The organism is Thalassomonas actiniarum (genome assembly GCF_000948975.2).
Classification (GTDB): domain Bacteria; phylum Pseudomonadota; class Gammaproteobacteria; order Enterobacterales; family Alteromonadaceae; genus Thalassomonas; species Thalassomonas actiniarum.
The window spans coordinates 904129-925728 of record NZ_CP059735.1; the positions used below are offsets into that span (position 1 = coordinate 904129).

17 protein-coding genes are annotated in these 21600 nt (G+C 49.8%); 9 read left to right on the top strand and 8 right to left on the bottom strand.

From position 1 onward, the window contains the following. Positions 1-41: 41 nt before the first annotated feature. From SG35_RS03935 to SG35_RS03950, 5 genes are all read left to right on the top strand, one after another. Complete coding sequence (locus SG35_RS03935) at positions 42-713, top strand: response regulator transcription factor (protein WP_044831930.1); 672 nt, start codon at positions 42-44, stop codon at positions 711-713. Positions 714-806: 93 nt separating this feature from the next. Continuing rightward, positions 807-3128, top strand: coding sequence for a DUF5916 domain-containing protein (locus tag SG35_RS03940; protein WP_274055323.1), 2322 nt, complete (start codon positions 807-809; stop codon positions 3126-3128). A gap of 25 nt (positions 3129-3153) precedes the next feature. Beyond that, a complete protein-coding gene (locus SG35_RS03945) occupies positions 3154-6450 on the top strand; it encodes a sensor histidine kinase (RefSeq protein ID WP_044831928.1) in 3297 nt (1098 codons plus the stop codon). Position 6451: 1 nt separating this feature from the next. Then, on the top strand, positions 6452-6505 hold the full coding sequence (locus SG35_RS32065) for a hypothetical protein (protein WP_420794559.1): 54 nt from the start codon (positions 6452-6454) through the stop codon (positions 6503-6505). 179 nt (positions 6506-6684) lie between these two features. Then, positions 6685-7167 (top strand): DUF6908 domain-containing protein, encoded by a 483-nt coding sequence (locus tag SG35_RS03950; RefSeq protein ID WP_044831927.1) that lies wholly within the window; start codon positions 6685-6687, stop codon positions 7165-7167. A gap of 96 nt (positions 7168-7263) precedes the next feature. Here the strand turns inward: SG35_RS03950 and SG35_RS03955 are convergent, their stop codons facing one another. The 5 genes from SG35_RS03955 to SG35_RS03975 all read right to left on the bottom strand — a co-directional run bounded on the left by SG35_RS03955 (position 7264) and on the right by SG35_RS03975 (position 12761). Then, positions 7264-7590, bottom strand: coding sequence for a hypothetical protein (locus tag SG35_RS03955; protein ID WP_152646542.1), 327 nt, complete (start codon positions 7588-7590; stop codon positions 7264-7266). A gap of 5 nt (positions 7591-7595) precedes the next feature. After that, positions 7596-8108 (bottom strand): hypothetical protein, encoded by a 513-nt coding sequence (locus SG35_RS03960; protein WP_044831925.1) that lies wholly within the window; start codon positions 8106-8108, stop codon positions 7596-7598. Positions 8109-8230: 122 nt separating this feature from the next. Next, positions 8231-10747 (bottom strand): ABC transporter permease, encoded by a 2517-nt coding sequence (locus SG35_RS03965; RefSeq protein WP_044831924.1) that lies wholly within the window; start codon positions 10745-10747, stop codon positions 8231-8233. Positions 10748-10782: 35 nt separating this feature from the next. Beyond that, positions 10783-11463 carry an ABC transporter ATP-binding protein gene (locus SG35_RS03970; protein WP_044831978.1) on the bottom strand — a complete coding sequence of 227 codons (681 nt, stop codon included), beginning with the start codon at positions 11461-11463 and terminating at the stop codon, positions 10783-10785. 53 nt (positions 11464-11516) lie between these two features. Next, a complete protein-coding gene (locus tag SG35_RS03975) occupies positions 11517-12761 on the bottom strand; it encodes an efflux RND transporter periplasmic adaptor subunit (protein WP_053042907.1) in 1245 nt (414 codons plus the stop codon). A gap of 316 nt (positions 12762-13077) precedes the next feature. Here SG35_RS03975 and SG35_RS03980 point away from each other — a divergent pair, with 316 nt between their 5' ends. Next, the gene (locus SG35_RS03980; protein ID WP_201777772.1) at positions 13078-14529 is read left to right on the top strand and encodes a sigma-54-dependent transcriptional regulator; all 1452 of its coding nucleotides are present in this window, start codon (positions 13078-13080) and stop codon (positions 14527-14529) included. Beyond that, entirely contained in the window at positions 14519-15898 is a 1380-nt protein-coding gene (locus SG35_RS03985) for a sensor histidine kinase (protein WP_044831922.1), read from the top strand. Before SG35_RS03980 ends, SG35_RS03985 begins: the two co-directional genes overlap by 11 nt. Before the next feature lie 58 nt (positions 15899-15956). Here SG35_RS03985 and SG35_RS03990 read toward each other — a convergent pair whose 3' ends face one another. Genes SG35_RS03990 through SG35_RS04000 form a run of 3 tightly spaced genes read right to left on the bottom strand, consistent with a single transcriptional unit; the run spans position 15957 to position 18095 of the window. After that, on the bottom strand, positions 15957-16865 hold the full coding sequence (locus SG35_RS03990; protein WP_044831921.1) for a hypothetical protein: 909 nt from the start codon (positions 16863-16865) through the stop codon (positions 15957-15959). Next, positions 16865-17722 carry an ABC transporter ATP-binding protein gene (locus tag SG35_RS03995; protein ID WP_044831920.1) on the bottom strand — a complete coding sequence of 286 codons (858 nt, stop codon included), beginning with the start codon at positions 17720-17722 and terminating at the stop codon, positions 16865-16867. The genes SG35_RS03990 and SG35_RS03995 overlap by 1 nt, the downstream gene beginning before the upstream one ends. Next, positions 17715-18095, bottom strand: a complete 381-nt coding sequence (locus SG35_RS04000) for a GntR family transcriptional regulator (RefSeq protein ID WP_044831919.1) — start codon at positions 18093-18095, stop codon at positions 17715-17717. The genes SG35_RS03995 and SG35_RS04000 overlap by 8 nt, the downstream gene beginning before the upstream one ends. A gap of 340 nt (positions 18096-18435) precedes the next feature. On the opposite strand from SG35_RS04000, the gene SG35_RS04005 reads away from it, so the two are divergent. Then, the gene (locus SG35_RS04005) at positions 18436-19176 is read left to right on the top strand and encodes an ABC transporter ATP-binding protein (RefSeq protein WP_236702549.1); all 741 of its coding nucleotides are present in this window, start codon (positions 18436-18438) and stop codon (positions 19174-19176) included. A gap of 51 nt (positions 19177-19227) precedes the next feature. Next, positions 19228-21594, top strand: coding sequence for an ABC transporter permease (locus SG35_RS04010; protein ID WP_053042906.1), 2367 nt, complete (start codon positions 19228-19230; stop codon positions 21592-21594). Positions 21595-21600: the final 6 nt, after the last annotated feature.

The following is a 21600-nucleotide window of genomic DNA, read 5'->3' on the forward strand; positions in this document are numbered from 1 at the left end:
ACATTCCGGCGGTTAAGTATCTGATAAAGGTGTTGGCATTTATGAAGTTACTGATCATTGAAGATTCGGAAAGATTGAGGAAAAGCTTAGAGCTGGGGCTGACCCGGCTTGATTTTACCGTAGCCGCCACCGGCGACGGCAGTAAAGGTCTGGAGCTGGCGTTATATCAGGATTACGACTTAATTATTTTGGATCTGATGTTGCCCTCTCTGGATGGCCTCAGCATTTTAAAAACCCTGCGTGCGAAAAAGAAAAATACGGCGGTATTGATCCTGTCCGCCAAAGACGAGCTCCAGGACAGGGTCAAGGGTCTGGAAATAGGCGCCGACGATTACCTGTGCAAACCCTTTGCCTTTGATGAACTTCATGCCCGGATCAACTGCCTGCTGCGCCGGGCCCATCATATCGAGCTGGCCACCATAGAAATTGCCGGCCTGGTGATAGATGTCGCCCTGCGCCAGGTGATGTTTAAAGACGAGCTGATCAAGCTGACGCCGCATGAATACACGATTTTTGAACACCTGGCAGCGAACCGCGGCCGGATCATTACCTATGCCAGCCTGGAAAACTACCTGTACGATAATTTTGCCACCGTGACCCGCAATGCCATAGAGGCACATGTGTCGGCGCTCAGGCGCAAGCTGAGGCAGGCCTGTGGTGATGCCGTGATTAAAACCCGGCGTGGCTTTGGTTACCTGATTGAAAAAGCTTAGTGCCGGAGGTTTCTGGCATAGAGCAATAAGGGGTTTAACTATGGTAAAGCCAGATAGTAAGAAATGCCATCCTGATAAAGGAGAGCGATGAAAATGTCTGATGTTAAGCAATTTTCACGGTTGTGTATGCTGTTGCTCATGCTTTTACCTGTGGGGCTTGCCTGTGCCCGGGAGGGAAAATTTATTCCTGACGGCCGCCTTGACGAAGCACTGTGGCAGCAAGCCGGGCTGTTCGGGCAATTTTTTATCACCCAGCCCCTGACCTTGGTCGAAGCGAAAGAAAAAACCACGGCGCTGTTTTATACCGACGAAGCCGGGGTTTATATAGGGTTTATCAACGAGCAGGAAAATTTAACCCGGGTGGGGCGGTTAACCTTGTACGACGAAGATATCAGCGATGACTTTAACGAGGTGATCATCGACTTTAACGGCAAAGGCATCAGGGCCTACGGTTTTAAAGTCAGCCGGGAAAATGCCGCTCAGGACTCCATCTGGAGCAGGGAAACCCAAGAGTCAACCGACTGGAACGGGGAATGGTTTCATGCCTCCTATAGCGGGGAGCACAGCTGGCAGTCGGAAATTTTCATTCCCTGGACCAGCCTTTCCATGGACGTTTCCCCCAAAGATACCCGGGAAATTAAAGTGTATTTTTCCCGCTGGCAGCAAAGCTTAACCCGGCGGCTGGCTTTTCCCGCCATCGACAGTTCGCAAACCCGGTTTCTCGATAATTTTGCCGCCATCGAAGTGAGCACTGAAGATTATTCTTCGCTGGATATTTTTCCCTATGTCTCCATGAACCGGGATTTATTGGCGCACCAAAGTGATGCGGAACTCGGGGCCGATTTTTTCTGGCGTCCTTCCCCCGACAAGCAGTTGGCATTGTCCCTGAATCCTGATTTTGGCCAGGTGGAGTCGGATGAAATCGTGGTGAACTTCTCTGCGATTGAAACCTACCTTGAGGAGAAGCGGCCTTTTTTTCTTGAAAACCATGCCATGTTTGATGTCCGCGGACCGGAGAATTTAATTCTGGTGAATACCCGCAGGGTCGGCGGGCAAGCGTTCGGCCAGGAAAACGGCGCCACCGACATAGATGTTGCCGCGCGTTATACCCAGTTCGGCGATATGTTCGAATACGGCATTTTGGCGGCATCGGAAGATGACAGCCGGAATATCCGGGGCAGGGACTTTCTCTCTGCCCGCATCAGCTACCTGCATGATAACTATAACCTGGGCTTGTTATATAACCTGACCAAAACCCCGCAGGTTGCTCGCAAGGCGCAGGTATGGGGGCTGGACTTTGCCTATGAAATCAATAATAAGCTGCAGCTTTCCGGTGTGTATTTCCACAGTGATATTTCAGCAAACGGGCTTACGGAGGATGTCCGGGACAACGGCTGGTCGTTTACGGCAGATTACCAGGCGTATGATTTCTGGTCCCAGCATCTAACCCTGTACCGTTACGGACGGGATCTTGATATCAATGATTTTGGCTTTGTCGAGCGGGTCAATATTGCCCAAATCGCTTATGACTCGGTTTATGAGTGGCCCAAGGGTTACCGGGCCTGGGGTATCAGTGATTTTATCCTGGAATTTGCCATGGACTATAGTGAAAACGAGCAGGATGATGATTTGCCCATGTCTGCCGAGAGCACTTTTGTGATCAACACCCATGACAATGAAGAATGGGAATTTGAACTCGAATACCGGGAAGAAGGCATAGATGATCTTATTACCTTCGGCTTTAACCCGGCCAGGATCCCGGCAAGCCACGGGGTTAAGCTCAGCTATAAATCAGATCAAAGCCAAGACCTGATCCTGGATATGTCGGTTGCCACGGGAAAATCCGGCTTAAAGGGGCGCTGGACCACCTATGAATTTGAACCCAGCTACCGGTTGAATGAATATGTTGCCCTGGAGTTGGAGCTTACCTATAGCAAACGGGACAGCTGGCTGATTTCCCTTTATGAAGAAGACGAAGAGGATGAAATTGAAGACGAGCCGGAGGATGAAGGCGGCGAAGAGGAAGACGGGGCCAATGTGTTACACGATTACCGCCAGGAAGAATTGTCGCTGGCATTTAACCTGTCGGCACGTTTCGGTGAAAAACATGAGCTGAGGCTCAAGGTGGAAGGCGTGGGCATTAAGGCTTATGGCCTCGATCAGTTTGCCGCCGCCCCTGATGGCGACTTGAATCCGCTTGGCCAGGCACCGGATGACTTTTTTGAAAGCGAGTTTTTTGCCCAAATCAGATACCGCTATCAAATCAGCCCCTTATCGGAAATTTATCTGGTGTATGGCCGGGGAGGCGAGTCGGAATTTGCCCGCCCGGGGCCGTCGTTTTCACACCTGATAGAAGATGCCGTCAATCACCCGGGGGAGGAAAATATCTTTATTAAAGCCAGGTTTCATTTTTGACTAAGGATGGGGTGGTTTTGATTGTATGCGGATAAGTGCAAAGTTGTTAATTATCGGTTTTTTGCTGACAAGCCAGTTAGCGCTTGTTGCTACCGGCTATGCCGCCCGGCAAACTTTTTCGGCCATCACCACGGGGCAGGGGTTATCGGACAATAATATCAATGCCATTATCCAGGATGATTACGGCTTTTTATGGATAGCCACAGAGTCAGGGTTAAACCGCTACGATGGCCGGGAGATAGTGTCCTATAGCCGGGGAAAAGAACATCCCGGGCTCAGCGATGACGAGCTGGTGACTATGTATTTGGGGGAAGATAATATCCTCTGGATCGGCAGTGAAAACGGCGGCCTGATCCGTTTTGACATCGGCAAAGGAAGCTTTAGCCATATCAGCCAGGCTTTTTCACAAGATGGCCGCTTGCTGCTCGATGGCCGGCATTTAAGCAGCAATACCGTACATGCCATTACCCAGCAGGACGGCCTGCTTTATATCGGCACCGAAGGCGGCGGCCTCAATATCATGGATTTAGCCACCGGGGAGATAAGCTATTATTTTGTCGATCGTTCATTAGTAAAAAATCCGGAAAACACCCTTTGCCACAATGAAATCAAAACCATGCTCCGCGACAGCCTGGGTTTTATCTGGATGGGGACGGTGGACGGATTAAATAAATATGATCCCCGGCAAAAGTCCCTGCTTTGTTTCCGCAATCAGGCGAATAACAAGCGGTCGCTTGCTAATAATGAAGTGGTGTCGATTGTCGAAGACGGGCAACAAAATTTGTGGCTGGGCACGGAAGGCGGCGGGGTGAACCATTTTCACCGGGAAAGCGGGCGTTTTACCCGCTACCAGCATCGGGAAAAGGATAACCACAGCCTGAGCAATGACGAGGTCCAGGCGCTTTATCTCACCCGGGACAATGCTTTGTGGGTGGCGACGGAGCATGGCTTGAACCGGTTTGATGCCGATAAGGGGACTTTCAGCCGGTTTTTTTACCAGGGGGGGATGAACGGTTCCCTCAGCTCCAACGTGATATCCGCCTTGTACCAGGATAAGGCAGGTATTCTCTGGGTAGGCACCGAAGGCGGGGGCCTGAATAAAGCACATCCGAGTAAGTTTGCCATGGATCCCCGGGGGCGATATCCGGGGGCCCGCTGGCAGGGACAGGCGATAACCGCTATTTATAAACCCAGCCAGGATATCACTTGGGTGGGAACAGAGAACCTGGGCCTGTGGACGTTTGATGCCGCAACAGGTACTTATCAACACTATTTATGCCTGTTGAGGGAGTGTGAGCCGGGAGCGAGTGAAATAACCGCCATAGCAGGCGATGAACGAGCACTCTGGCTAGGAACAGACGGGCAGGGATTGCTGCGTTATTCGCTTAAGGAGCAAAGCTTTACCCAAGTTTCACTGCCATTTGAAGACTATATATCGGTGACTTCATTAATCTTGGGCAGGGATAATCAGCTGTGGATCGGTACTGAAGAAAACACCCTTTTTAAGCTGAACACCTTAACCCTGAAGAGCCAGGTTATTCCCTTAACGCCCCTGACACGGTTAAAAGCGGAATTTGGCAATGAAGTGCGCTGCCTGCTCGAAGACAGCCGGGGAAACCTGTGGTTGGGCACGGAAGAGTTTGGGGTGATTTTTATCGACCGGCAAAACCAGGCTATGGTGCACTATTACCATGAGGTAAAGAGCCATGAAGTAAAGGGCACAGGGACAGAGGAGCCGGGAGTTAATGAAAACCTCAATATCAGCAATAATGTAATCAATGCCATCAAGGAAGATGCCTATGGCCGGATCTGGATAGCGACGGCTCTGGGGCTTAACCTGGTTGATACGGCAAACGGCCGGCTATCAAAATATTTCATCCGGGACGGTCTGCTCAGCAATAACCTGATGGATATCATTGTCGATGAATTTGACGACCTGTGGCTTAGTACCAACAAGGGCCTGATGCGCTACCAGCTCCGCACCGAAAGGTTTTCACATTATGATATTGGCGACGGGCTGGTAAATGAGCAGTATGCCAGGGGGGCGGCCTATAAAGATAGCCGGGGTCTGCTGTATTTTGGCGGGAGCACGGGCATAGACGTTATCGATCCTCAGCGGGTGCCGAAAAACCCCCATGCCCCCAGGACAATGATCACCAAATTAAGCCTGTTTGATCAGGAGGTAGTCGCGGGCGAAGGTGTGCTGCAAAGGCCTGTTTATGCCGCTGATGAGCTTTATCTGAGCCATAAAAATTATGTTTTTTCCCTGCAATTTTCCGCGTTGGACTTCACCGCACCGGAAAAAAACCAATACGCTTTTTACCTGGCGGGCTTTGATGAAAACTGGCGTTATGTTGCCCAGCAAAACTCCGCCACTTATACCAATTTACCCGCGGGGGACTATACCTTTTACGTTAAAGGCACCAACAACGATGGCGTATGGTCACAACCCCCGGCGCAGCTGGCCATCACTATAGCTGCCGCTCCCTGGAAAACCTGGTGGGCTTATAGCGGTTATACGCTTTTGCTGCTGTTTATCATCTACCTGTTTTTGACGGTAAAATTAAAAAGGCAAAGGGATGCCTTTGCCTTGTTGCGGGAGCGGGAAGAAAAACAGCGGCTGAAAGATAATTATGAGATGGAGCAAAGGTTTACTTCAAATGTTGCCCATGAATTAAAGACGCCTTTGGCGGAGCTGATCAGCATGTCAGAAATTGCCCTGAGGTGGCCGGATGATCCTAAGGTAACCCAAGACTTCTTTCAGGATACCCTGGATGCCGCCAACCAGATGCATCAGGTGGTGAATAATTTGCTGGCGTTGGCCAGGTGCGAGCGCGGCTTGATCAAATTGAAATACACGCCACTACACTTGGCGGAAGAAATTCACCATGCCTGGAGCCGCTACCGGAACGAGTGGCAAGCGAAAAACATCCCCCTGCATTTGGATAAAAACAGCCCTTATATCATTAACAGCAGCCAGGCAGAGTTTACTTTGATCCTCAATAATATCTTGTCCAACGCCATTGAATATAGCCCGCAAGGCAGTGATATCCGGGTAGAGATTAAACAGCAGGATAATGGCGCCTATGCCGTTTCTTTTGCCAATGCCATGGAAGACCCGCTGGAACCGGAAGAGCTGGAGCTGATGTTCCAGCGTTTGTGGCGCAAAGATCTGTCCCGATCGTCAGAAAAACATTCCGGCTTGGGCATGTCATTAATTAAGGCTTATGCCGGGTTGTTCGGGTATCAATTGAGTGTTGAAATCGGCCAAGACGGATGCTTTATGCTCACTTTAAAAGAAATTCAGGCTTATAGGTTGTAAAATTGACGGTGCAGGCGCGATGATGTTGAAATCGACATTTGTTAAAAAAGCCTGATATTAATCTATAAACGTTAAGAAAAAAGATTGCTGAGGCAAGCTTTTTATTTTGTTACCTTTATTGGTTGCTAATCCTTAAAATTGCTTTGTTCGGGAATCCGCCACCTGTAAAAATAGGCGCCATTGGCCTGCAATGTGCATTATTAAATGCACACGTCAAAATCATGGAAGTATGTTATGGACAATGTAGCCTTTTGCCTGCCAGCGCGAAATATTTACCAGGATAATTACCTGCTTGCTATGGAGTTGGGCATAGTGCCGCTATCCGACAACAAAGCCAGCCTGACCCTTAAGGCGGCTAATTGTATGGATCTGCATGTCATGAACATAGATATGCCGGATACCGGGGTTCACCATAAATCCGTCAGGGCCAGTTTGATGACGCATCTGTTTGATGTGCAAGGGAATATTGTTAAAACCCCGGAAATGGTCGTGCTGATAGATGAGGTTAACGGCATCCTTGAAGCCTATTCGTTAACACGGGGGGAAAATGCGTTAACGGATGTGGTTTACGGTGAAAAATACCAGACACAATTGGGCGAACTTAACCGGCAAAATAAGTTTTTAAATACCTGGCTAATGAACCTTAAGGCTCAGGGGTATAGTGCTGGGCGGCTGAATAGTTATCGCTGGCGATGCGAGTCTATGCCGATAGATTAAGGCCAACAGGTTAAGGGAGATAAACTGGCAAACCATTGCCGCTGCCGGGTAAAGAAATGCCGTTTGGTGAGCCGTTATTATACCCGTTATATTGGTTCAAATTCCCATTGCTGCCATCTGGAATTTTGTACGCATTTTAAGCCCGGCACCTCGAAGGCAGAGTAAATAATGTTCATCTCCCCTTTTAAGGTGTCTTGCTACAGCTTGCCTGGCCTGTTTACTTGCCCACTTTATCGTGTTTCCAAAGTAATAAGGCCTTGGGATTTTGTCCATATATTGGCTGCATGACTTACTATGTTGTAAAAGCTCCTCTAATAGCTTGAGTACCCGGATGTTAATATTCCACTTTTTTGCCAGGCTACCAAATATTTGACTTAAAATTTCTTGATAATCACGCTTTTCTTCCTGGCTGATTGGTTCCATTGGCATTATGCTCCTGTTGAAAGTACGGTGTCGGTTAACAGGCTATTAAGGGCTTTTTCATTGCCGGCTAAAGTTGCTTCAACAGCAAAATCGAGTTCTTTTGCAATAACGTATATTTTAACTTTTTGATTTTTTTCATAGATAAGAAATTCCAGGGTTCCTTTTTTTGTATGTTTCCTGTTGTAGTTTGCAAGAGATTCAGCGAATGAGATTTCGTTTATCTCCTTTGGAGAATGGTAAGCATCAATAAAGAAATCATAGACTGACTTGCTTGAGCCTAAGAATTCAATTTCTTGCTTATCGATAACGCGGTATGCAGCCAGCGGGGATTTATTCATAACGAACAAAGGCCCGTCATCAATAAAATATTCTTTACTATCATAAAGTAAAGGTAACTTTATAAGTCCTGAAATAGAAATGGCGCCAGCTTTTTTAACCTCTGTATCATGATGGGTTGCGCAGGAAGCGATAAAGAAAATTAAGAATAAAAGCAGGGGGCGGCAGTACTTAATTGTCATTTGAAGTCCTTATCAAAATTTTCCGTAGGGCCTTGGTAATTATTGCACTTAATAAAGACTTGCTCAATTTTTGAGTAGAACAGGGCAATATTGCCCTGTTCTGTTAAAGAGAAGGTCGTGGCTTATTCATACCTTAACGAATTGACCGGGTTCTTACGGGCAACCCTGGCGGCATTTCCTCCCACCGTGCTCCAGGCTATCAGCAGGGACAATATCCCGACCGCCAGGCAAATGGGCAATATCCACCAGTTGCTTATCCGGTAGGGGAAGGCTTCAAGCCAGGTTATCATGGCATAAGCGGCCAGCGGCCAGGCGATAAGGTTGGCCAGCAGTACCGGCTTGGAGAACTGCCAGATCAGCAAGCGTACGATGTCGGCGACACTGGCTCCCATGACTTTCCTGATCCCTATTTCCCTTGTTCTGCGCTCTACCGTGAATGCCGATAAGCCATACAGGCCCAAGCAGGCAACCGCGATGGCCAGGAAAGAGAACACCAGAAATAGCTGCGCTGTGGTGGCTTCATCCTGATATTGGGCGGCCATCATTTCACTTAAAAACTGCAGATTGATGGGCTGCATAGGTACGCTTTTTTTCCATACCTGTTCAATTTTAGTGATGAGGGCAGGCACATCCCGGGTGGTAAAAGATAAATTAGCCACCCTGAAACGCGCCGGATTCAGGGTATATACAGTAGCCCTGATCCCGAACTTGATGGAGCGGAAGTAGAGATCCGGCACTACGCCGATAATGGTTAAATGCTGTGTGCCGCGGATCCGGCTTTCCAGGGTCTTGCCTATGGCCTGTTCCGGGCTGGTAAAGCCGAATTTTTTTAAGGCCGACATATTTAAAATAATGCCCGCCTTACCCGGGGTCGTTTCACCATGTTCTACCCGTTTGATGGTATCCGAGCCATAGGCCTGGTCAAACAGGCGCCCGGCAAGGGGAGCCACCTGGTACGCTTCAAAAAAGCCGTAACCCATATTATGGTAATTGAGCAGTACCTGTTCATTGGTGCCGCCGTCGGGGGCTTGTTCTAGCAATCTGAAGTAATTGTTGTTTTCATCGTCCTGTGTCGGAGACTCGGACGAATAGACCACAGAGGTAATTTCCGGCAGGTTCAGCAATTCCTGTTTTAAGCTGGCCAGGTTGTCACCGGCGTTGCTGGTATCGAGCACCAGCTTGTTTTGACTTTGATAACCGACATCGACATTGTTGGAAAAAACAGTTTGTCCGTAGACCACCAGGGTGGCCACCACTAACACTATTGAAGTGGCAAATTGAAATACCACCAGCAGGGTGCGCAGTTTTACCGAGCTGGCGGGCTCTGCGCTTTTGCTGGATTTTAAAATATGGCCGGGCAGGAAGCGGGACAGGTACAACGCCGGGTAAATGCCTGCGCCCAGGCCAACGGCCAGGGCAATGGCCAGCAGGGATAACAACAGCTCGGGCTCTGCGAATAAGTTCAGGGCCAGATCTTTGCCCAGGATCTGGTTATAAAACGGCAATACCAGTTCGACCGCGGCCACGGCAAAAATTAACGAGATAAATACCAGGGAAACGGCTTCGGCCAGAAACTGTATCGCTACCTGTTTCCGGCTTGCGCCCAGTACTTTTCTCATGGCGACTTCTTTGGCACGTTTACCGGCTTTGGCGGTGGATAAGTTCATAAAGTTGATACAGGCGATCAGCAATACCAGGCCCGCCACCAGAATAAAGGTATTGATCATACCGGCATCTCCCATAGGGGTCAGGTCGGGCATGTTGCCGGCGTGGCGTTTGGCATGCAGGTGCAGATCGGCAACCGGCATGACCCGCTGGCGCACCAGGTCGGTGACTGTGCTGCCGCCGTTTTCCTCTCCCAAGCGGCTGGAAAACATGTCTTTTAACGGGCTTTCATTGTCCATCCAGTAGTTTATTCTTTGCTGCAACTGCTCTGGCTTAATTCCCGGCTTTAACTTGAAATAGGTATAGACATTTACGCTGGTCCAGGTGTGTAGGGTGCCGTCGTTTTCGGGGAATAAATTAGGCTGCAGATACACCAGCAGCCCGGTATTGAGATGGGTGTTATCGGGCAGGTCTTTTACTATCCCGGTGACCGGCAGATTGATGGGGTTGTCGTTGATGCAGCAGATGGTTAAGGTTTCGCCGACGGCATCGGTTTTACCGAAGTACTTAATGGCAACTTTTTCTGTGATCACCAAATCCATGGGTTTGGCAAAAGACGAGCTTTTATCGCCGTGGACAAAGGGCAGGTCGAACAATTGAAAGAAGCTGCCGTCTACCATAGTGACTTGTTCGGGGAAGCCATCCTGGTTGTGGCGTATGGTCATGGGATACTGGATAAAGCGCACCCCGGTCTCGATTTCATTGCTGGCATAATCCCGTATTGCCGGCATCATGCTGCCGGCAGAGCGCACGGTTTCAAACGGTTCCTGTCCGGGCATGGAATAGGCGGTGTGCATGCGCACCAGGCGGTGGTGATCGGTGAGCCAGGTATCAAAGCCGGTTTCCTGGCGTACGAACAATAAGATCAAAATACAGCTCATCAAGCCGGTTGCCAGGCCGAAAATATTGATCACGGAAAAGATGCCGTTGTTGATGATATTGCGCCAGGCGGTGATCAGGTAGTTATAAAACATAGTGATGTCCTTAAAAAATACTTATCGCTGAGGGCTTAAGCCGCCCGGACATTTTCGGTCACCACATGGCCGTCAAATAAGTTGATGGTGCGGCGGGCATAATCGGCATGGGCCGGACTGTGGGTTACCATGACAATCGTGGTGCCTTCGTTGTTCAGCGCCTGCAGCATTTCCATCACTTCCTGGCCGTGGGCGCTGTCGAGGTTACCTGTGGGTTCATCGGCTAAAATCATCGCCTGATCCCCCACCACGGCGCGGGCAACGGCAACCCGCTGTTGCTGGCCGCCGGAGAGCTGGCTCGGCATATGTTTGGCGCGGTGGCCGATACCGACCTTGTCCATCACTTTCTCTACCCGGGCCTTACGCTCCGCCGCCGGGATCTTGTGATAGAGCAGGGCCAGTTCGATGTTTTCCTGTACGCTGAGTTCGTCAATCAGGTTAAAGTTTTGAAAGATAAAACCGATATTTTTTTTGCGGATGAGGGACAGCTGGCTTTCGTTATAACCGGCAATATTTTCCCCGGCAAAGAAATAGTCGCCGGAGGTCGGCGAGTCGAGCATGCCGATAGTATTGAGCAGGGTGGATTTGCCGCAGCCGGACGGACCCATGATGGCGACAAACTCGCCTTTGGCGATTTCGATATTAACATTGTTCAGTGCCAGGGTTTCAACGTCATCGCTGCGATAAATTCTTGATAAATTGTGTAGTTTTAACATGTTTTTTTCCTGTTGATTCTTTAATTGTCTGTCAGATTTTTTACGGCATATGTTCATTGCCGGCTGAGTTTAAGCCTTTGCATCTCCAGGTAGCTGGCATAGGAGCTGGTGACCACCTGCTCGCCCACATCCAGGCCTTCAATGACTTCGATAAAGCGGCTGTTGCGGCGGCCGAGGCGGATATTGCGTTTAATGGCCTGACTGCCGTCTGCTGTCAGCACAAAAATCCAGTTGCCGCCGGTATCCTGGAAGAAAGAGCCGTTGGGCACTAAAGTGGCCTTGCTGGCATCCCCCAGGGTCAGTTTGATTTGCACATTTTGTCCGCGGCGGATGCCGTTTGGCTGTTGCGCTTTAAAGGTAAAGTCCACCTTAAACTGGCCGTTTTGTACCTGGGGATAAATTTTTGCTATCACCAGGGCATAGTCTTTAAAGCGGGCTTCTTGGCCGATGGCGACCCGGCCCAGATAAAACTCATCGATAAAGGCGGTGAGCTTGTAGTCGTCCGGGGTATCGATTTGCCCCAGGCGCTCGCCCCGGGCAATGCTCTGGCCCACCTGGACATTAAAACCGGAAAGCTTGCCGGCCACCGGGGCTTTGACCTTCATGTTTTCCAGGTTTTGCCGGGAAATGGCGAGGTTATGCTCCAGCCGGGCGCCGGTTTCTTTTAAAAACGCCAGTTGCTCCCCCTGCATCCGGGCGTCAGACTGCTGGCTTTCACGGGTTAATGCCAGGCGGCTTTTATACCAGTCAAGGGTATCTGAGGTATCATCGTACCGGGCCTGTTGTATTGCGCCGCTCTCAAGCAGGGCTTTTTCTTTTGCCTGCTGGCGGGTCAGCATTTTGATCTGATAATTGATATCGAGCAGGTTGCTTTTGTGTTGCAGGCGGTTTTGCTCGAGATCTAACTCTATGGTGCGGATATTATTGAGCTGCTCCGCCACACGGGCTTCATTGCCTAACACATTTAATTGCAGCGAGGCATTGGACAGTTCAACGATTAACTCCCCCGCGTTTAAGCGGGTGCCGTCTTCCACCAGGATACGCTCGATCCGGCCGCCTTCTATCGCATCCAAAAATACGGTTTTGGCGGGGGTTACCTGGCCCCTTACCGGAATAAAGTCTTCGAATATGCCGGTAGTGACTTCGGCAATAACAATACGCTGGTTATCTACGGCCAGGGTTTTTCCCGGCGAGGGCATGACAAAAGCGTAAATCAGCCAAAGCAGCAATAACAGGCTACCGGCTATGATGGCCCATCTTTTAAACGGACTGGTTTTGGTTTGCACCTTTCTGTCCATGCCGCTCCCTGATACTGAAGCTGAAACCGGAGCAGGACTCGGGGTTGATATGGCAACAGGGGCTTCCCTGTGTCCGGGGTTAACTTGCTGATTTGTCTTGATCATAATAAAAAATGGCTGCTGTTATTTTTCGCGGTGCGCAATGTCTTAGCTACTCAAGTACAACATCCATACCAAGTTTTATCTTTTTGTTTTTTATATGCTTTTTAAATTTCCCCTCAAAAGGTTAATTTAAAACTGTACGTTTATGAACACTAGGTGTACGTTAATGAACACTAATACAGCTTTGGTAAAGCAAGTTAAGCGGAGAGTTTGGGTGAAAAAAGAAGGCAGGATCCTGATTGTCGATGACGATGAAGATATTTTAACCGCAGGAAAATTATTATTAAAACGGCATTTCAGTCATGTCAGTACCTGTAATTTACCCGAGCATATTCCTGCCTTTATCAAAGATCAGCATTTCGATGTTATTTTGCTGGATATGAATTTTGGTCCGGGGGAGAGCTCCGGTGCCCAGGGCTTTTACTGGCTGAAAAAAATATTAACCATCAACCCGCAAAGCATCATTATTATGATCACCGCCCATGGCGGCGTGGATGTGGCGGTTGAAGCGATGAAATTAGGAGCCACAGATTTTATTGCCAAACCCTGGCAAAATGAAAAGGTGATTGCCACGGTATCAACTTCCGTTTTGCTGGGCAGAAGCCGAAGCGAAGCCCGGGAATTACGAGAAGCCAATCAGGCACTGGTGCAGGCAAGCAACCAGGCGGGGCAGCAAAATATTATCGGCCACTCGGGGGTTATGCAGCAGGTGCATTCATTGATCGACCGCTGCGCGCCCACCGACGCCAATGTACTGATTTTGGGAGAAAACGGTACCGGCAAAGAGCTGGCGGCACGGGAAATTCATAACCGCAGCCTGCGTAGTAACCGTATCTTTATGTCGGTGGATCTGGGGGCTATTTCAGAAACCTTATTCGAGAGCGAATTGTTCGGCCATAAAAAAGGCGCTTTTACCGGCGCCGGCCATGACAGGGTCGGGCGGCTGAAAGCGGCGGATGGCGGCACCTTGTTTCTCGATGAAATCGGCAATTTGCCCCTGCACTTACAGGCAAAGCTGCTGACGGTATTGGAGCAAAGACAGGTGACGCCGCTTGGCGCCAACGAGGCGATCTCTTTTGATGTCAGGGTGGTCTCTGCCACCAACCTGGATAAAGCGGTATTAAAATCGCCTGAGCAGTTTCGCCAGGATCTCCTGTTTCGCTTAAATACCGTGGAAATCAACTTGCCGCCGCTCAGGGAACGCCCGGATGATATTGAGGCGATAGCGCAACATTATATCGATACCTACGGTAAAAAATACCATAAGGCAAACCAGAGCATGAGCGCAGCGGCATTGCCGGCGATAAAAAGCTATGCCTGGCCAGGTAATATCCGTGAACTGCGCCATGCCATTGAGCGGGCGGTGATTTTAAGTCAGAGCGAGCAGTTGCAGCCGGGAGATTTTCAGCTTGAAGCCGCTGCTGAAATCGCTCCTGCTCCTGTTTCCGTAAAAAAGGCTGAAATGGCTGTGCAGGATAAAGCCGCCACAGAAAGTTTTTCCTCATCGCCGCAGGATTTGCCGCAAGAATTGAACCTGGAAGTGATAGAGAAGCAGACCATTGGCCAGGCGCTGAAAAAGTACCGATATAATATCAGTCATACGGCTAAAGCGCTGGGGCTAACTCGGGCTGCCTTATATCGCAGGATGGAAAAACATGACCTTTAACAAGTTTCCCCTGTATGTCCTGATCCGCATCCTGTTTTTGATGCTGACTTTGCTGATGCTCACGCAGGTGATCACCACGCCGGGTTACCATGCCACCAGTGTCTTGCTGTCGGCACTGCTTATCGGCCAGATCATGGAAATGATCCGTTTTGTCTCCAAGACCAATACCGAGCTGGTACGTTTTCTGGCTGCAGCCCGTAATGCTGATTTTTCCCAACGTTTTCAATTGTCAAAACAGGGCAGTGGTTTTGATGAGTTAGGCGCGACTTTTACCGGGATCTTAGACAAGCTACAGCTGGCCCGTACCGGACAGGAAGAAGAATTAAGGCACATTAAAGCCGTGGTAGAACATGTGCCTGTGCCGCTGATCAGCATCAAGGCCAATGAGCAGCTGACCCTGTGGAACAATAGCGCCCGGCGTTTATTCGGCGCCCATGCCATCGCCCGGGTAAATGATTTGGCCCGCTTCGGCGGGGAGTTCCCCGAAACGTTAACCTCAATGATCGCCGGGGAGCGGCGGCTGGTTCATGTCACTATTGATGATATGGAACACAGGCTGAGCATAGTTGCCAGTGAAATTGTCAGCGGCGGGCAACGGGAAATTTTGCTGAGCATGCAGGATATTCAAAGTGAGTTGGACAGCGCCCAGTTGCAGGCCTGGCAAGATCTGGTAAGGGTGTTGACCCATGAAATCATGAACAGTATTACCCCGGTGGCTTCGCTGGCGAAAACCGCGGTAGATTTGGCGGCGGATGTTAAAACCAAGGTGCAGGGCGATAGTACAGGCAGCAGGGATGAGTCGACCGAAGAAATCGTCGAAGAAATTGATGATGTGCTGTCGGCGGTACAAACGGTTGCCCGGCGAAGTGAAGGTCTGATGCACTTTGTTTCCAGCTACCGGAAATTAACACGCTTACCCGAGCCCAAGAAAAGCCATATCAAGTTGTCGACCCTGTTTAGCCAGGTGCAGTTGCTGGCCACGCGGGAGTGGCAGGAAAAGGGCATTTATTTAGCGACTAAGATCACGCCTGCCGAACTGGACTTAGTGCTGGATGTCGATATGGCGGAGCAGATGCTGATCAATTTGTTGCAAAATGCCGAGCAGGCACTTGCAGGTGTTCATCAGCCGCAGGTGGCTTTGTCGGCTTTCCTGAATGCCCGCGGCCATGTGGTGATTGAAGTCAGTGATAATGGCCCGGGAGTTGCCGGTGACCTTGATGATAAGGTCTTTGTACCTTTCTTTACCACCAAAAAAGAAGGCTCCGGCGTGGGGTTGGCGTTAACCAGGCAAATCATGATAGCGCATGGCGGTCATGTGGCCCTGCGCACGAATAAAAAGGGCGGCGCGACTTTTACGCTGACGTTTTAATGTTCGCTTTTGACCGGGCCGGGTATTCGTTCCCGGCCCGGTTTTAAAGCCTTAGCGGTTAATGGTGGGGACGGTTAACCCTTAGCCACCAGGTAAGATAGAGCAGAGCGGCTCCGAGCAGGGAGGCAGCAAAATCTATTTTACTGAACAGTATCTTGATGCCTGCCTGCTTAAAGCTGTCTCCCTGTTCAAGGTATTGCGCCAATAAACCGGTAGGCAGGGTGAGATAATCCGCCAGCAGTTGCGCGAAAAATGCCGAGGACAAGCCAAAGTAGTTCACCACCAAAGCTTCAACCAGCAAGATGATCACCAGGGGTAAAATCGCCCAGAGGAAAGGGGCTTTGTTGGCTACCATGGAAGCGAGCATCAACCAGGCATAAACCGGTAACAGCCATAAGGTGTAGGGCAGTAAACTCAGCCACAGGGATCCCAGGTTGGTAAAGATGTCTGCATTGCCCCATAAATGCCACAGGGAAATATCGTAACCTACCGACATCACTATACTTGCCAGGGCAGCAATCAATAAAAACACCGCCAGGGTAAGGCTTGCCGCCAGCATAAAAATGGCCGGTATCAGCAAGGCGCCGGTCATAAATTTAACCGCCACGGTTAAGCTGTCGGCTACCGGCAGGGAGCGCCAGAAATACACCGATAAGTCGCGGCGCTCATCGAAGAAGCAGGTAATAAAGTAATAGATTTGTATGAGTGCGGCGGTGACAACAAAGGGGATGAATAAGGCGGTTATTATGCCAAAGAAAATTTTGCCCGGGTCGACATGGCTTGGTACCTGCTGTACCTGTTGAAAGGTTTGTGCGATCCTGTTGAACTGATAATCTTCCAGCAGCAGAAATTGTATTGCCGGGGCAATGAATGCCAGCAGGGCAATAAATATCGGCAGGTACAGGAAGATCTTTTTAAATTCCCATATTTCTTTTTTAAAACAGGTTGTTATTTGTAAGGTATTCATTAGCAGGCCTCCTTGTTCATGACGCCGACAAAAATATCTGCCAGGCTGGGAGTGGTGATATTGCCCAGGGGCGTTAACTCATCTTTTTTCTTGTGCTCGAATAACATAGAGGTCAATCCCATCAAGGGGTTGGCGAACAGGGGTTTTAAGGTTTTTGCCTGTTCCAGGTGTTTATCCGGCACCGCCAGCAATTGATATCGGCTGCGAATGTCGTCAACGTCTGCCGACATCAGAATTTTTCCGTCCCGGATAAAGGCGACGTCGGTAAGAATATGTTCAACTTCCTCTATCTGGTGGGTGGTGACGATAATGCACTTATCTTCCTGATAGAAGTCTTCCAGCAAATGGCGATAAAACTGGCGGCGGGTGAGCAGGTCCAGGCCCAGTGTCGGTTCATCGAGGATCAGTACCTTGGCATCGATTGCCAGTATCAGGGCGAGGTGCAATTGGGTTACCATGCCCTTGGATAAGGTTTTTATTTTTACCTTGTGCTCGATATTGGTTTTTGCCAAAAAGCTCTCGGCTTTTTTTCGGTTAAAGTTTTTATGGATACCGGCCATGTAAGTCAATGCCTGCTCTACCTTTAACCATTTAGGCAATACGGCGACATCGGCAATATAGGCAACATCTTCGAGCATGTCCCGGCGTTGTTTTTTTGGATTATAACCGAGTACATCCAGCCGGCCGTCAAAGTCGATTAAGCCGAGTATGGCTTGCAGGCAAGTGGTTTTTCCTGCGCCGTTGGGGCCTACCAGGCCTAAAATCTGTCCGGCTTGCACGGTTAAATTGATATCCGAGAGGACTTGTTTGTTTTTATAGGATTTAGTTAATCCCGACAGGGAGATTAATTTAGTCATTGTTGTGCTCCGTGTTTTTTTCTGAACTTAGGGCCAGTAATTGCTCCGGGGATAATTTGAGGCGGCTGATTTGCTGTAAAATTTCCGGCCACTGCTGTGACAGGAAAGTTTCCCGTTCGCGCTTGAGTACAAACTCCAGTACCCCTTGTTTCACAAACAGCCCCTTGCCCCGTTGTTTTTCAACGATCCCTTCGTCTTGCAACATTTGATACGCCTTAGATATGGTCAGTGGATTTACCTGGTAGTCGGCGGCTACTTTCCTTACCGACGGCAGCGCCTCGCCTTCAAGAATATAACCGTCAAGGATGCGGGTGATCACTTGTTGGTATAGCTGGATGTAGATGGGCGTATCTGCATGCCATTGTGTCGTCATTGTTATCTTCCTAACATGAACTATAATTAAATAGTGTTATACATCACTAATACACCTATTGTAAATAGCGAGTGAAATACGGAAACAGGGCAAATGTAAGAGAAGATTGCTGAGAAAGTGTTTAGCAGTGTCTGTTGGTAGCAGGAAATTAAATGTTGTTTCGTAAGGACTTTTATTGGTAAGTGCTGCCTGGAATGACCCCGCCTGAGGTTGCCGGTAATGATGTAGATTAAATAATCGCCAAGTTTTTTGTGCTTTTTAAGCAAAAATAAAACCTTAAGCATATTATATAGCTGATGGCTGCGATGTTTTTTATGGTCCGGAAATATTGGGGGGAAGTTTGTCTGACAGTAAGACGGCATTGGGACGCGAACAGCAGGCAACGAGCTTTTTGATTGAGGAGCTTACCAAGGTATATCAGTCGGGGGATACCCAAATCCATGCCCTGCGCGGCGTGAACATGGCGATCCCTTCGGGGGAAGTCATTGTCTTGCTCGGCCCTTCCGGCAGCGGCAAATCGACTTTTTTAAATATCATCGGCGGCCTGGATCAGCCCAGTGCCGGCCATGTCTATTTCCGCGGCCGCGATCTTGCCGCTTTTACGGAACAGGAGCTGACCTTTTATCGCCGGGAAAATATCGGTTTTGTCTTTCAGGCCTATAACCTGGTGCCGAGCCTGACCGCGCTGGAAAATGTCGCCCTGGTCACGGAAATTACCGAAAATGCCATGGCGCCGCTTGATGCCCTTGATGCGGTGGCTTTAAAGGACAGGGCCAATCATTTCCCCGCCCAGCTGTCCGGAGGCGAACAGCAAAGGGTCGCCATTGCCAGGGCAATTGCCAAACGCCCGGAAGTCCTGTTGTGTGATGAACCCACCGGGGCATTGGACAGCGAAACCGGCATTATGGTGTTAAAAGCCCTGCTCGAGGTGAACCAGAAGTTTGGCACCACCTGCATCATCATTACCCATAATGCCTCAATTGCCGATCTTGCCCACCGGGTGGTGCATTTTTGTGACGGCAGTGTCAGCCATGTACAAACCAATGATGTCAGAAAAAGCGCGGAAGAAATGATTTGGTGACGATTTAACAAGCTCAATAAAAGGCGAATAGCCAGAGTATGAGGAAGTTTGATGATAGGGGCTCTGAATCAAAAACTGATCAGGGATATCTGGAAGATAAAGGGACAGATGACGGCGATCATCCTGGTGATGGCGGCGGGGATTGCCGTCTATGTCATCATGTTCGGGGTGCTTGACAGCCTGCGCCTGACCCAGCAAACCTATTATGAGCGTTACCGTTTTGCCGATGTTTTTGCGTCCCTGAAACGTGCTCCCGAGGCGGTTAAACAACGCGTCCAGGAAATTCCCGGGGTTTCGGTGAGCCAAAGCCGGGTCCGTTTTGGCGTGACCCTGCAGATGCCGGATATGTTAGAGCCCGCCACCGGCATGGTGCTGTCGCTGCCTGACGGCAAGCAGCCGCTGCTTAACCGGCTCTATCTGCGCACCGGGCGTATGCTCTATGCCAATGAAGCAGATGCCATTCTCGTTGATGAAAGCTTTTTTATCGCCCACCGTTTAGCCCTGGGGGATAAGGTCACTATGGTGATTTATGGCCATCGCCGCAGCTTTAAAATTGTCGGTGTGGTGCTCTCGCCGGAATATGTGTACAGCATAGCGCCGGGGGCCTTGATGCCTGATAATAAAAGGTTTGGCATTTTCTGGATGGGGCGGCGTGCGCTGGCAGCGGCGGTGAATATGAAAGGGGCGTTTAATGATTTGTCCCTGAGTTTAGAGCGTAACGCCAATACCGAGCGGGTTAAAGAGCAGCTCGACCTGCTGCTAAAACCCTACGGCGGTTTGCTCGCCTTTGACAGGCGGGAGCAAATCTCCAATTTCTTTCTCGAAAATGAATTAAAGCAGCTGGAGGCGATGGGGGTGATGGCGCCGGTAATTTTTCTCAGCGTGGCGGCGTTTTTAATTTATGTGGTTATGTCGCGCCAGGTAACGACCCAGCGGGAGCAAATCGGCATGCTTAAGGCGGTGGGCTATAGCGACCGGGAGATCATTTTCCATTATTTAAAAATGGTACTGGTGATCACCGGCTGTGGCGCTGTGATAGGTTTGGCGCTCGGTGCCTGGATGGGAGTGGGCATGACCAAGATGTATGCCGAGTTTTTCCGTTTCCCCATTCTTAAATACAGCTTTTCCTTTCAGGTGATGATTTTTGCCGTATTGCTGTGCACCCTGGCAGCCATTGCCGGCACCCTGATGGCGATTCGCAGCGCGGCACGTTTGCCGCCGGCGGAGGCGATGCGAGTGCAAAGCCCGGCGGAGTTTAAACAGACCCTGTTTGAGCGGCTGGGGCTGCACCGCCATTTGTCTTTTCTTAGCCGGATCGTTTTCAGGCAATTGGAGCGGCGCCCCTGGCGGGCGCTGTTTTCCGCCCTGGGTATGGCGATGGCGATGGCTATCCTGGTGTTCAGTTTTTTTATGGAAGATTCCATGAGTTACCTGATGGATGTGCAATATGAGCTGATCCAGCGGGAAGATGTGAACCTGAGTTTTGTCGAAGCCGTGCCTTACCGGGCGCTGGAAGAAATCAAGGTCATTCCCGGGGTGCTGCGCATTGAGCCTTTGCGCAGTCTTGCGGTGAATTTGAAGTTTAAACATTATCAAAAACGCACGGCGATCATAGGTTTAACGGCAAAACCCGAGCTGTTTAGGGTGATCAAGGAGGATTTGCAGCGTTTTGAGTTGCCGCCGACCGGTTTGGTCATGAATGAGAAGCTGGCACAGATCCTCCAGGTTAAAAAGGGCGATATCCTGACGGTAGAGGTGCTGGAGGAAAAACGCCAGACCCTGCACATTCCGGTAAGCGGCATCATTAAAGAGTTTATTGGCCTCGGGGTTTATATGGAGATCAGCCGCCTGAATTTCTTGCTTGATAGTCCGGCAAAAATCACCGGTGCCTCGTTAATGACCGACAATAACAACAGCATGCTCCTGTATAAAAAAATTAAAGATATCCCCAAGGTTGTCGGTCTGAATATTACTTCTGTGCTCAGGCGTATTTTTGAAGAGTTGATGGCGGAAAACCTGTTAAAAATGGTCAGCACCAACATGCTGTTTGCCTGTTTTATCAGTTTCGGGGTGATTTATAACACCGCCCGCATTACCTTGTCGGAAAGGGGGCGGGAGCTGGCCAGTTTGCGGGTGTTGGGCCTAACCCGGCGGGAAGTGGCCTATCTGCTCTTTGGTGAGCTTGGGGTGATCACTTTGTTTTCCCTGCCGCTGGGCATATGGATAGGGCAGGGCCTGGTGCAGGGCATGGTTTCCTCTATGGACAGTGAGCTGTTTCGCATTCCTGTCTATCTGGAAAAGTCTACTTATGGTTATGCGGTAGCTATAGTGCTGGTGAGCACCCTGGTGTCATTTTACCTGGTATGGTATCAGCTGGATCGCCTGGATCTGGTGAGCGCACAAAAAGGGGTTGAATAATGGAGG